This window comes from Endozoicomonas sp. ALC013 (assembly GCF_049310205.1).
Lineage (GTDB): Bacteria > Pseudomonadota > Gammaproteobacteria > Pseudomonadales > Endozoicomonadaceae > Endozoicomonas.
The window spans coordinates 16527-28439 of the sequence record NZ_JBLYNS010000064.1; the positions used below are offsets into that span (position 1 = coordinate 16527).

The window sequence follows — 11913 nt, forward strand, 5'->3', positions numbered from 1 at the left end:
GAACTATTTTCTTTAAACGATTGCTGTTCTTTGTATATCTTGAACGGAAACACAACAATGTTACCAAGCGTCAGGACGGAGCATGACCATTCGCAGGAAATGGTAGCCGATGCCAGCGTGGAATCCTCATCTGCAGTCGATCTCCCGCTGCCTGATAACACGACAGAGGTCAATCATTCAGAATCTGCTGTGGCTGCTTCAGCCAGCAGGCAGTTGTCGGCAACAACGGCCGATTTTGCAGAGCTGATGATATCAGCAGTCCTGCGTAATGACCTGGCCACCGTCAACTGGTTGCTGGACCAGGGCATTGACCCCAATATTTGCTCTGTGGGTGGATCTACCCCTCTGCATATTGCCATTTACAGACTGGACGGTGAAGGTATTGTCAAGACGCTGCTGGATCGCGGTGCAGATCCGAACCTTCCTGTCCCCTATTTGTTGGTAGATCAAAGTACGCCTTTGCTGAAAGCGGCAGAACTGGGCAACTATAAGGCCCTCAATTTGTTGCTGGACAGGGGAGCTGACCTGAACGCCAGTAACATTAATGGTGACACAGCACTGCATATGGCCCTTCTTAATATAAACGATACAGTGATCACCAAGTTCCTGAATTACCTGCTTGACAGAGGTGCCTATATCAACGCCCTTGACTTCTCGGGCCAGACTCCGCTGCTCTGTGCGATACTTCACTGCAAAATTGTGGGCGTTAACACGTTACTGCAAGCAGGTGCCAATCCAGATATTCCTGACAAGTGGGGTCAGACTCCACTTAACTGGGCTCTCCATTACAGAATGAACAGTATGGCCAATAGCTTGCTGGCCAATGGAGCCAATCCCAATAAACCCGGCCGCTCAGGCAATACCCCACTGCATCTGGCGCTTCAGAAAAACCGGCAAGAGATCGTTGACAGTCTGCTGGCCAATGGTGCCCATGCCAATATTCCCAATGCTTCTGGTAAAACCGCACTGGACATTGCTGCAGCCAGAGGCGTTGTTGATACCCTGCACAATTACATTTCTGCTTATCAACCGAGGACGCTGATGGCCTGCGCCCGAACCTGCATTCGTTCAAGGCTGGTAGAGAACCGGGTGCCCTTGGCAAAAGTCCTGGCATCAGGCTCTGACTGCCTGCCGCTGCCGTATCCCATGAAAAACTATTTATACCAGCCGCTGACTTATTCGGGATTTGCCCTAAAAGCAGGTTATTAAGATTCAGACTTGCGCAGAGAGCCTTGTGCACTAATTTATCTGAACTAACTGGTGATTCATGCAATGACCAGGCAATGGCAGCTGATGCCAAACCGGTAAAAAAATGCTTGTCCAGCTTCACCAGGCACGCTGCGTAGCGATTATGTCGTCTATTATGTTGCAGACACCGTAGAACAACATCAGTAATGGCAGGAGGGTGACCATGGCTGTTATTTCACCTGATTTTACCTTTTCACATCAGCGGCTGACCGATCTTGACCTGAACGCTTTTGCGCCTTTTTTTGCCAATCTTGCCGCTGACCGTTATGTCAGCGGTCACTACCGTTTTCGCCGCTACTCCCGTTTTACCGGGCCTGCAGAACGCCTGGAAAGATTACCCCACGATGACTTTGTCCAGTCCCGTTCGGTCAATTATCTCAGTGGCGACATTCTGCGGGAATTTGCTGAAATTGAACCGACCCTGACGGAGCTGCCGGAATTTCAATCCCTGTTCAGACAGGTAAACGTTTTTTTCGGTCTTGATCCGGCACGTACCGTTTATGGCGTGCATCAAATCCGGGTCACCTGCTCCGGCGATGATCACGGCTTGCCAGTGCCGGAAGGCATTCACCAGGATGGCTTCGACCTGATTGCCATCATCTGCACTGACCGCAAAAACGTCGAGGGTGCAGAGACTGGAATTTTTTATCATCCGGAACAAAAACCTGCCTATAGTGCTACGCTGTTGCCCGGGGATATTGTTTACTGCAATGACCGGCGGGTCTATCACTACACCTCTGCGCTTCAGGTCAGCAGTGGCCAAGTCTCCGGGCATCGGGATGTTTTCGTTATTACGGTAACCCTGGAGGATGAACAGTGGAAAAACAGCATACCTCAACCAACCTCCAGCGTATCCGAGAGCAATTTCCAGCCCTTGAGCGGCTAGAGGGAAACCAGCGGGCCGTCTATTCTGATGCGCCGGGAGGTACCCAGGTTCCGGTATCGGTGATCAGTGCCATGTCCGATTACCAACAATCGGGTTCCGCTAACCTGGGTGGCTTTTTTGCCACCAGTGAAGAAACCATGGCACTGCTGGAACGGGCAAGGGAGGCTGCCGGGCAGTTATTAAATGCCCCTGCTGACAGCATTGCCTTCGGTGCCAATATGACCTCCCTGACCTTGGCGCTGAGCAGAGCCATCGCCAGAACCTGGCACAAAGGTGATGAAATTATTGTTTCATCGCTGGACCATGACGCCAATATCACCCCCTGGGTGCTGGCGGCAGAGGAACGGGGATGCACAGTCCGGACGATGGATTTTACCGCCAGTCAAAATCTCTGCGTCACGGAGCTTGAGCGCCTGCTGTCCAACAGAACACGACTGGTGGCGTTTACCCTGGCCTCCAACGTGACCGGCAGCATCACCCCGGCAGCAGAACTGATCAGGGCTGCACACTCCGTGAATGCCCTGGTCCATGTTGACGCCGTTCACTACACCGCCCACCGGTTACCGGATGTGCAGGCCCTGGATGTGGATTTCCTGACCTGTTCAGCCTACAAGTTCTGCGGCCCTTACCTGGGGGTGACGTATGGTCGGCCAGAGCTGCTGGGCAGCCTGAAGCCCTATAAGGTCCGGGCTGCAAATAACCAGCCACCCTGGTGCTGGGAGACAGGGACACAGAACTTTACCGCGATTGCCGGATTGCTGGCCTGCATTCAATACCATGGCTGGCTCACCGGTTCTGACCATGACCGCAAGGGATTACAGACGTCGGCCCGCTGGATCGAGGAACACGAGCAACAGTTGTCGCAACGGTTTCTTGATGGTCTCAACCACATGACCGGGTTTACCTTGTACGGCTCGGATATCACGGTTGACCGAACCCCCACCTTTGCCCTGGCCCACCACCGACAATCCTCGGCCAGGCTGGCACAGCTGCTGGCCCGGCACGGTATCTATACCTGGTCCGGCCATTTCTATGCACTGGATCTGCTTGACCGGCTCAAGCTTCAGGAGCGGGATGGGTTACTGCGGATAGGCTTTGTCCACTACCATACGCCGGAAGAGATAGACAGGGTGCTTAACGTTCTGGCAGATATTTCTGCGGGATTTGCCAGATGATGCATCAGGCCCGCAACAAAACGACAAAAGGAGTTGCGGAAAAACATCCCAATTGAAAAGCATTCTGAAGTAAAATACCGGGAAATCCATTTTCCATCCATGGAACTGCTTTCTGATAAATAACATCAGGCAGATTCCCATCAATGGCCATTCTCTATGAGTAAAAAGAGCCGTCGCATCCAGGAAGCCTGGGACGATGAAGAAACCGAAGAAATCATCTATGTCAGCAAATCTGAGCTGAAGCGGGACATGGATGAGCTTAAAAACATTGGTGCCCGGCTGATGGAACTGAAACCGGCACTGCTGGATAAGTTGCCACTGAATGATCGCCTGCGTGCAGCATTGGATGAGAGCAATCGCATCAAAAGCAACAATGCCAGAAAGCGCCATCTGGGCTTTATTGGCAAACTGATGGCAGACCAGGACATTGAGCCGATAATGGAGCTGCTCAACCAGCTGGATTCCTCCAGTGAAGAGTACAACCGCCGGTTTCATCAATTGGAGCGGTGGCGTGACCAGCTTATTCGTGATGATGACAGTCACACGGTATTAACTGAATACCTGGAGCACTACCCGGAAGCTGACCACCAGCATATCCGCCAGCTGGTCCGTAATGCCCAGAAAGAAGCGTCTCAGGATAAAGCCCCGGCAGCGGCGCGAAAGCTGTTCAAATATCTGAGAGAAGTGGACGAGCTTTAAGGTTCACCATGAGCAGGCTGACCCAGCCTGTTCTTTTTACGTCGTGATTTCTCCGGTCACCACCGGGACTTCAACCCCCATGCTTTTAGTGATCTGCCAAAGGGTAATCAGAAAAAACACCATCAACGCCATCATCAATCAGCTGTCTGGCAACCGCCGGAGAGTTAACGGTGTAGCAATACAGTTCATAGCCTTTGGACTTCACTCGCGAAATGTGTCGTTTTGCCGTTCGCTTACTGTTGAGGTGGATGGATACCGCGTTGACCCGTAATGCTTTCTTCTGCCAGTTCATTGGCAATCGCTCAAACAGACAGCCAACCGGAATATCTGAACAATCTGAGAACCGGACAAGTGCCGCATAATTAAAGCTGGAAACCAATAGCCGATCGTTTGGCAACTCAACCTCGGCAATGGTCTTTACTACCGCTTCTACCAACCTCGGCTCTGAACAGCCATTGGTTTTCAGCTCAAGGTTCAGCCCAAGCCCAAGTTCTTTTATGAGTTTAAGCGCCGCTCCAAGCTGAGGAATCTGCTCACCCGAAAATTGCTCGGAAAACCAGCTTCCGGCATCTATTGTTGCCAGATCAGAGCAGGTTAACGTCTTCAAGCGACCTTTTTTATTGGTGGTACGGTTCAGTCGCCGGTCATGAAAAAGTACAAGGGTACCATCACCTGACAGAGTAACATCCACCTCGACCCACTTCAGCCCGCGCTCAGCAGCCAGCCTGATGCCTGCCAGGGTATTTTCCGGAGCCTCTCCTGCCAGGCCCCGATGCCCGATTATCCTGCTCATGTGCATGAATTTAACCACCTTAAAACACCCCTGTCCAAATGCAGGAACGGAGCTATTCTTACCCGAAACATTGTTTGAAGGACATTATCACAGATGCGGCCTGTTTTGCTCAGTATTGATGTTGGCACCCACAGTTTGCGCAGCGCTTTTGTTTCCCTGGAAGGGCATGTCCTTGCCCATAATGAAGAGCCACTTCTGATCTGGAAAACAGCCAGTACCATGGAGTTCTGTTCCAAGAATATCTGGGAAGCCCTGGTCACCGGTGTTAACCGATTAATCGCTGAACACCCGCTGAATCAGGAGGATATTATCGGGATCGGTATTGATACCACCTACTCCCTGGTTCTGCTGAACCAGCAGATGCAACCCGTTCACCTGCCCGGGAGCAATCGTGCTGACACTTTTGGCTGGATGGACAGCCGCGCCAGTCAACAGGCTGCCACTATCGCCAGAGAGCACCCGGGACTATTTGGCCATGCGGGTCCTGGCATCAATGCCAGGAGTAACTGCTGTAAATTACTCTGGCTCTTCCAGTGTGCGCCGGAAACCTGGCAAGCCGCTACTTGCATCCTCGACCTCTATGACTATGCCACCTGGAAGCTAACGGCCTGCCTGACCAGAACACCCGATTCGACCAGTCATATCTTTACCCAAAAGGCTGCAGCCCAACTGAATATTGATATTGAGGGACGATTCAAGGGTGAATCCCTTGAGATGGGCGCAGCCATCGGGGATGGCCTGTGCCAAAGTGCCGCTGACCAACTGAACCTCAAACAGGGCACCCCGGTTGCCACAGGTATCGTTGATGCCTATGGCGGCACCCTCGCCACGATACTTGCCAGCAATCACCCGGACCGTCAGCAACCACTAGACTGTATTACCAAAAGAGTCAGTTTTATTGGTGGAACTTCATCCAACTACGTCGCGTTCAGCAGGGATATGTTGACCTGCGATGGAGCAGATGGCCCCTACCCTTCTGTGCTGGAAGGTTACTCGTTGATATACGCCCGGCAAACTGCGGCAGGTGCCTTTATTGATCACATCATTACCTCACACCCGGCTTACAGCTCAATCTATGATATCGCTGTCAGCCTGGGGATCGGGGTTCATGAATACCTTAATCAGATTCTCTATGAGCTGGCGGATAATGATCGATCGGAATACGCTGACAGTGTCAGCAAACTGACCGCGCACCTGCATATACTCCCTTACTTTGACGCACCTGAAGTGGATCAACCACAGCGGGGAATGATTACCGGCCTTACCCTGGATAAAAGTCATCAGTCGCTTGCTGTGCTGTACCTTGCCAGTATTCAGGCCCTGGCCCTGGATGCACGCTATCAGTTAGAGAAGTTAACAAAAGCCGGGTATCACATTGAACTGTTCATCCCCACCGGAGGACTGGCAAAGAACCAACGACTGCTCACTGAACATATCAACATACTCAATATTCCTGCTGCCGTTCCGGAAGAGAGAGAAAATATGCTGCTGTCCGGAGCCATCACCGCAGCGGTGGCGGCTGGTATCTACGACAGTATTGAGGAGGCCATGAGAGCCATGAGTCGCTATCACGAACGGATAGAACCTGAGCGGCAGCTGGTTGATTTTTACCAGGCAAAATACGACATATTTATAAATATGCTGAAGGATCAACAATCGTGGGAGTGAGAATTGGAAGGTTTGCAAGGGAGGGAAGATGGGGTGGGCGAAGGGGCTCGAACCCTCGACCGCCGGAATCACAATCCGGAGCTCTGCCAACTGAGCTACGCCCACCATCAACGACTGAATCAGGAAAGAACTTCATCCCTCACCAGACGCCGCTGATTATAAGGAAAGCTGTTCAGCTTGCAAGCATGACCCGTTGTTTTTTTCTGCGATTTACCACTATATTTCAATAAGCATCTATCTTCGTTCAGCCTCCGGGGTACCTTTACCCGACACTCATCACTTCTCAAGCTTTCAAGCATGAGGCATACCATGCTCACTTTCTGTATAGCCCGAATTCAGCATGTTGTTTTCAGCACGATCACGCAGCTTATCTGTCTGTCATTAATACTGCTATCGCCACTCAACGCCTACTGTTCTTTCAATTCAGATTTGCCCGATAATCAGACCGTTTGTTATGACAACCAGTGTCCACTGGACACTGACTTCTATTTTGAGTTTGAAAATATGCATCTGATCAAGGGACTGTTTACCGGGCAAAACTACGATCAGATTCCGGAAGTACCAACATTAGGTGGTTGCCGTAATGATGCCTGGAACTTTTTTAACTGGGCCTCCACCAGCAAGGGCATCCCGACAACCTCCCTTAAGGTACAGACTGATCGATCTGGCCCACTCAAAAAATCCATCGTCCTCGCGGAAATTGAACGTCTGGCAGAGCAAACCCACAGCGAAGCCGGGCCACATCGCATAATCATCAGTTTCAGCGGACACGGCACCCGCAGACCGGATACCAGCGGTGATGAGTCAGATCATATGGATGAGCTATTGGTCTGTGGTCGCGATGTTATTTCCGATGATGAACTGCATCATGCCTTCAAACGCTTTCACAACAGCACAAGGCTGCTGATCTTCGTTGACACCTGCCACTCCGGCACCATGTTTGACCTGCCCTATCGGTATGTCTATAACTCGCTGCATCCGGATATTATCGAGGAAATTGATACAGGCAGAGACAGGGACATTCCTGCCTATATGATGGTGGTATCCGCCAGTCGCGACAGAGAGACCGCAGCCGATGCTTTTTTACCAAGCCCCGGTATTATCGCCTGGAGCAGCCAGGGGGACTTTAGCCACCGAATGATCAAGACATTGAAAGAGGTGTATTACCATAACCTCTATGTGAGAAATATTCCGGCCCTGCTCCGTGACCAGAAACTGCATGCCGAGGTCAGGTACAACCCGAATCAACATGCTGTTCTCTCAACCAACTTTCGTCCGGCCAGAAACCTGAAGTTGTTTGGCTGGTAGCTGTCCATTAACAGATAACATGTTGCGCACTGGCTTTGATTATTTCAGCGTTGATGCACATCAACGAAATGTAAATTTCCATTAACCGGGAATGCCGTATTTTATCCCTTATCTCGGCATTCACCTACCCGGTTATTTGATTGTTTTAACTCAATCTCTTCGTAGTGATTTACTTGAATCCATTATCCATCAAGGCCTACAGCCTTATCCTTGATTAATTACTATCAAATGCTGCTTGATTTTTATTCTCACGACAGTAAAAAAAATCATAAGCCAATTCAATTATCTAATGTGACCTTGGTTTAACAACTCTTGAATAATTGTGCCCAAATTAAGTCGTCCGCATCGGTTCGGGGCTTTTTCCCCGGGCTATGCATAAGAAGAAAGGCGACAGAAAAAAGCACACACATCACACACAATTTCAGGAGTAAGCTCCATGCAAAAGAAAATTCTTGCAGCTGTTGTTGCTTCCATGATGGCTGGTCAGGCGATGGCTGTTACTGTCGTTGACAATGGTACTGACAAAGTGACCATCGGTGGTCACGTTGGTATGCGTTATGTTGACCAGACTGATGGCGAATCTAAGGGCGACAGCAGCCGTATCAACTTTGCCTTCGAACACAAACTGACTGAAGCGACTACCGCTTTTGCCAAGGCTGAGTGGGGCTTTGACACGACTAACAGTGGCGAAGGCGACTTCTTCTTCAACCGTCTGGGCTATGTTGGTGCCAAGAACGACCAGTATGGTTCTATCTCTTTCGGTAAGCAGTGGTCTACTTACTCCACTGTTTCTGGCTGGACTGACATGTTTGCTACCACCGGTGGTGAAGCTTCCGGCACATACACCAGTTTTGGTGATGAGCTGGGTACTGCTCGTGCTGACGACGCTCTGCAGTATAACCACAGTATCATGGGGCTGAATATCTCTGCACAGGTTCAGCTGGGTGAAAGAAAACTTTCAACCAAGGTTAGTGGTATTGTTATCCCGTCCACTATGGTACGTGATGGTTCTTACAGTGTAGCTGGCAGCTACAACCTGCCAATGGGGCTGAGTATCGGAGCTGCATACAACCAGGCTGAAGTTAAAGATACTTCTGTAGCAGGATCTAAAGACAAATCTAAATCTGCTATTGTTGGTGCCAAGCTTGAAGCAGACAAGATTTACGCTGCCTTCACTTATGCAGATCTGAAGAACCTGGCAGACGGTACACTGGGTCTTGTTGAAAAGGCTAAAGGCATTGAACTGTATGGCAGCTATCAGCTGAACGAAATGTTCAAGCTCGGTGGTGGTTACAACCAGCTGAAAGACAAGAGCAACAACGCTGGAAACACCGAACTGAAGTACATGCCTGTAGAAGTAATCTACACTCAAGGTCCAGTTCAGCTGTCTGCTACTTACCAGTTCGAGAAGACCAAAGTTGCTAATGTTGACGTTGACGACAAGATGATTCTGCAGGCTCGTTACTACTTCTAATATCGAAGTGGTTGCCTGGCAGCAATGCCTTCGCCGGACTTTCCGGCAACAAAAAAACCGCTCCGGCGGTTTTTTTGCGTTTTGACAAAGATCGGTTCCCATAAGAGCTGACACCGGAACCAACGGTCATGCACAGTACCTCGGTCCTCTGCGGGAACACTACCCAGCCTATCCGAAGACGCTATTCTGGCAACTCATTTCAATGAGTTTGATGTGTACAATCTCCGCTCACCCTGAGCGGAGTCGAAGGGTGCCTGGCACAGTCTTTATTCAGGGTATGGTGTTTACGCCCTTCGACTCCGCTCAGGACGAACGGAGTTTGGGCACCATTGATAGAGGATCCATCAATTACATTTAAACCGTGTATCAGGAGACTGTATCAGAATTATCTCAGTACGCCGATCCAGAAAAAATGAGGTGAACCTTTATGAAAGCCAGTGATATTGATAAAAAATTCGACGATGGCGAAGACGTACTGGAATTCTTCGACACCGACAATCCTCAACGGCCCAACCTTGCAGCCAAAAGGGTTAACATTGACTTCCCTGCATGGGTCGTCAATGAACTGGATAAAGAAGCCAGCGCAATCGGCATCAGCCGTCAAGCGCTGATTAAAACGTGGATTGTTGACCGGCTCAGGCAGCACTGACCCGGTTCTGCCCGACAACTCTGGAACGAGGTTGGCGAGCTAACCCTGGTGTTCATCATGATTTCAAAACCTACTCCGGCCCCGGCGGAAACCCATTGGTCATAATCTGTTCCATGGTCCACGGATTGGTATCCGGAAACTCATCCTCCGGTATTTCCAGCTCACGGGAAGCATCCCGACAGGCAATGGGATAACATTCCAGCAGGCTTTCATCCAACAGTCCATACAAGCTGGGGTTTTTCATCAACAGTCGTTTAACTATCGCCCGTTCTTTTGCCAGGCTGTAATCAATCACCATAAACCAGCTGCGGTACCAGCGATTCAAGGCATGCAGGTCTTCTTTGAAGGTGCGAATATGCCATTTGAGCAGAAGCACCAGGATTCGGGTCAGATGATTTTCCAGCGTGTTGACCTTTTCCTGGCCAAGGTCGTCTACCTCCTCAATCAGGTTCTCCAGGTCCAGAGCCCGAAACTTGTTTTTTTTCAGTAAATCAATTTGCTGACGGGTCCACTGATAAAAGTCCGTTTTGTACAGGTTACTCATAGTGATGATCTCCCGATGCTACTGATGTTTTTTTAAGAGCTTCAGTGTTGTCTCCAGCAATCTCCTGCACCCCTCTATCGCAGCTTCTGAGTCATCCCCCAGTGAAGCAGAAGGCTTTTATTTATTGTATTGATCCGTCCCAGAGCCTATCAGGATGATATTGACTGAGAGTGGGTGACAGCCTGGGGTATTGAGCTTAATAAGACAGAAGAGCAGATGATGATGGCTCCGGTTCTCTAATCTTGTCCTGATGGTAAAGAACCAATACCAGAGGAGACTGTCACAAACCGGCTGGAGTATAGGCCATGAATGTCGTGCCATGGGAATTTTGACAATAAATATGAAGTTTCAGCGCTGCCCGCTGCCCGAAAAAGACGGGCGACTTGTAATTTTGCGGGAAACGGGAGGCGGCATTAACTTATGCTTCAGACAAACACGGAACTTATTCCGGAACAACTCCCGGAAAGAAGGACGCTAAATAGATAAATGAACATCGTCGCCTGTTTGTTCGGTAAGGCAGCGGTTGAGCACCGTGAGAAAGGTGTCTTCCCGGCCATCGAGCAGCCAGTCACCCTGCTCTTCATCGTAGTCAAAATGGAATCCACCACTGCGGGCGGCCATCCATAGCTGTAGCAGCGGGGTCTGGCGGCTGAGAATAATTTTGCTGTTGTCTTCACAGGTTAACGTGAGAATGCCTGCTGACGTTTCATAGTCAATGTCCAGTCCGGCATCGTCTATGGCGTCTTCGATGGCCAGCATCAGGCCATCCAGAAGTTCATTATATTGACGCTCTTTCATTCCTGTCTCGGTGCAATTTAATCTGAATGGGGGAATTTTAGCCTGCTTCCGGCGTTGCTGATAGAGCCTTGCATGAAAAGAAAGCGCTGCCACCGCATGCCGAGTTGCCTCAATTATGAAATATTCGGGCTAGAGCCATCGCTAATTAGACAGTTATACTGTGGCCTATTCAGAATTAAGGATCAGATTATGAGATTGTTCACTGCTGACCATCGGCTGAAAACTTCCGCTCTGGCCGCTGCTGCGTTTTTCGTGCTGCTGCTCACAGGCTGTGGTCAGAAAGGTGACCTTTATCAACCAGCATCATCTCTGGCTGATGCATCGGCTGCTCTGGAAGAAACAGTCGTTGAATAAAGAGCAGTTCTGGCTAATTACATCAATAAATAAGTGAAATGGGGAACAGTCACCTTATGGAGTGGTTTACCTTTCAGCCCTCTGAACCAGCGGCCGGTAGCGAGTTGTTTGCCGAAGAGATTCCGGTGCAACAGCTGGCCCGCCAGTATGGTACGCCTTTATATGTCTACTCCAGACGAGCCCTGGAAGCCAGCTATCAGGCCTATTATCAGGCCATGTCTGACAGCCCCCACTTGATTTGTTATGCGGTAAAAGCGAACAGCAACCTGGCGGTGCTGAATGTTCTGGCCCGGTTGGGGGCTGGCTTTGATATTGTC

At 50.2% G+C, this 11913-nt stretch carries 12 protein-coding genes, 1 tRNA gene and 1 pseudogene; 10 read left to right on the forward strand and 4 right to left on the reverse strand.

The window, feature by feature from the left end; translation table 11 throughout:
* Nucleotides 1-57: 57 nt before the first annotated feature.
* The 4 genes from ACO6V1_RS13050 to yjgA all read left to right on the forward strand — a co-directional run bounded on the left by ACO6V1_RS13050 (nucleotide 58) and on the right by yjgA (nucleotide 4008).
* Nucleotides 58-1209: an ankyrin repeat domain-containing protein gene (locus tag ACO6V1_RS13050; protein ID WP_422449965.1), complete on the forward strand. Its 1152-nt coding sequence runs from the start codon at nucleotides 58-60 to the stop codon at nucleotides 1207-1209.
* A gap of 202 nt (nucleotides 1210-1411) precedes the next feature.
* A complete protein-coding gene (locus ACO6V1_RS13055) occupies nucleotides 1412-2134 on the forward strand; it encodes a 2OG-Fe dioxygenase family protein (protein ID WP_422449964.1) in 723 nt (240 codons plus the stop codon).
* Complete coding sequence (locus ACO6V1_RS13060) at nucleotides 2065-3309, forward strand: cysteine desulfurase-like protein (RefSeq protein WP_422467129.1); 1245 nt, start codon at nucleotides 2065-2067, stop codon at nucleotides 3307-3309. The genes ACO6V1_RS13055 and ACO6V1_RS13060 overlap by 70 nt, the downstream gene beginning before the upstream one ends.
* Nucleotides 3310-3465: 156 nt before the next feature.
* A complete protein-coding gene (yjgA, locus tag ACO6V1_RS13065; protein WP_422467131.1) occupies nucleotides 3466-4008 on the forward strand; it encodes a ribosome biogenesis factor YjgA in 543 nt (180 codons plus the stop codon).
* Nucleotides 4009-4093: 85 nt separating this feature from the next.
* Here yjgA and ACO6V1_RS13070 read toward each other — a convergent pair whose 3' ends face one another.
* Nucleotides 4094-4801: a glycerophosphodiester phosphodiesterase family protein gene (locus ACO6V1_RS13070; RefSeq protein WP_422467133.1), complete on the reverse strand. Its 708-nt coding sequence runs from the start codon at nucleotides 4799-4801 to the stop codon at nucleotides 4094-4096.
* Nucleotides 4802-4894: 93 nt separating this feature from the next.
* Between ACO6V1_RS13070 and ACO6V1_RS13075 the strand changes: the two genes are divergently transcribed.
* Entirely contained in the window at nucleotides 4895-6469 is a 1575-nt protein-coding gene (locus tag ACO6V1_RS13075; RefSeq protein WP_422467135.1) for an FGGY-family carbohydrate kinase, read from the forward strand.
* Between the two features lie 29 nt (nucleotides 6470-6498).
* On the opposite strand, the gene ACO6V1_RS13080 is transcribed toward ACO6V1_RS13075, so the two are convergent.
* Nucleotides 6499-6574, reverse strand: a tRNA-His gene (locus ACO6V1_RS13080).
* Between the two features lie 204 nt (nucleotides 6575-6778).
* On the opposite strand from ACO6V1_RS13080, the gene ACO6V1_RS13085 reads away from it, so the two are divergent.
* The 3 genes from ACO6V1_RS13085 to brnA all read left to right on the forward strand — a co-directional run bounded on the left by ACO6V1_RS13085 (nucleotide 6779) and on the right by brnA (nucleotide 9900).
* Nucleotides 6779-7777, forward strand: coding sequence for a caspase family protein (locus tag ACO6V1_RS13085; RefSeq protein ID WP_422467137.1), 999 nt, complete (start codon nucleotides 6779-6781; stop codon nucleotides 7775-7777).
* A gap of 436 nt (nucleotides 7778-8213) precedes the next feature.
* Nucleotides 8214-9251, forward strand: a complete 1038-nt coding sequence (locus ACO6V1_RS13090; RefSeq protein WP_422460618.1) for a porin — start codon at nucleotides 8214-8216, stop codon at nucleotides 9249-9251.
* A gap of 427 nt (nucleotides 9252-9678) precedes the next feature.
* Entirely contained in the window at nucleotides 9679-9900 is a 222-nt protein-coding gene (brnA, locus tag ACO6V1_RS13095) for a type II toxin-antitoxin system BrnA family antitoxin (RefSeq protein ID WP_422449957.1), read from the forward strand.
* Between the two features lie 70 nt (nucleotides 9901-9970).
* On the opposite strand, the gene ACO6V1_RS13100 is transcribed toward brnA, so the two are convergent.
* Both ACO6V1_RS13100 and cyaY read right to left on the reverse strand, forming a co-directional pair.
* Nucleotides 9971-10444, reverse strand: a complete 474-nt coding sequence (locus tag ACO6V1_RS13100; protein WP_422460620.1) for a DUF29 domain-containing protein — start codon at nucleotides 10442-10444, stop codon at nucleotides 9971-9973.
* A gap of 474 nt (nucleotides 10445-10918) precedes the next feature.
* On the reverse strand, nucleotides 10919-11242 hold the full coding sequence (gene cyaY / locus ACO6V1_RS13105) for an iron donor protein CyaY (protein ID WP_422460622.1): 324 nt from the start codon (nucleotides 11240-11242) through the stop codon (nucleotides 10919-10921).
* A 189-nt stretch (nucleotides 11243-11431) separates the two neighbouring features.
* Between cyaY and lptM the strand changes: the two genes are divergently transcribed.
* Together lptM and ACO6V1_RS13115 are read left to right on the forward strand one after the other, a co-directional pair.
* A complete protein-coding gene (gene lptM, locus ACO6V1_RS13110; protein WP_269675681.1) occupies nucleotides 11432-11596 on the forward strand; it encodes an LPS translocon maturation chaperone LptM in 165 nt (54 codons plus the stop codon).
* 56 nt (nucleotides 11597-11652) lie between these two features.
* Nucleotides 11653-11913, forward strand: a pseudogene (locus ACO6V1_RS13115) (diaminopimelate decarboxylase); the annotation flags it as partial.